The organism is Catenovulum agarivorans DS-2, assembly GCF_000568405.1.
GTDB lineage: Bacteria > Pseudomonadota > Gammaproteobacteria > Enterobacterales > Alteromonadaceae > Catenovulum > Catenovulum agarivorans_A.
This window is the reverse complement of the sequence record NZ_ARZY01000124.1, coordinates 1-309: the sequence shown is the minus strand read 5'-3', so window position 1 is coordinate 309 and position 309 is coordinate 1. Positions and strand designations below refer to the sequence as shown.

1 protein-coding gene is annotated in these 309 nt (G+C 47.6%); it reads left to right on the top strand.

The window, feature by feature from the left end:
* On the top strand, positions 1-309 hold a 309-nt coding region (locus DS2_RS19480), incomplete at both ends, for an Ig-like domain-containing protein (protein ID WP_035016759.1).

Below are 309 nucleotides of genomic sequence, written 5' to 3'. Positions count from 1 at the left end.
CAGGTGCAGAAAACAATGCCAGTGTGACGGTTACTATCACTGACAACAATAGCGCAGTCAGTCGTACAGTGACAGCGAGTGACAGCGGTGACTGGACATTGACTGGCAGCGAGTTAGATGTCAGTGGTTTAAATAACGGCACGTTAACGGTATCAGCGACTCAAACAGACGATGCAGGCAATACCTCAACTGCCGCGACACAAACAATCACCTTAGACAATGCCGCCCCTAGTGCACCAAGCATCACAACGCCAATCGAAATTGACAATATTGTGAATGCAAGTGAAGACGATAGTGTCTTGATTTCAG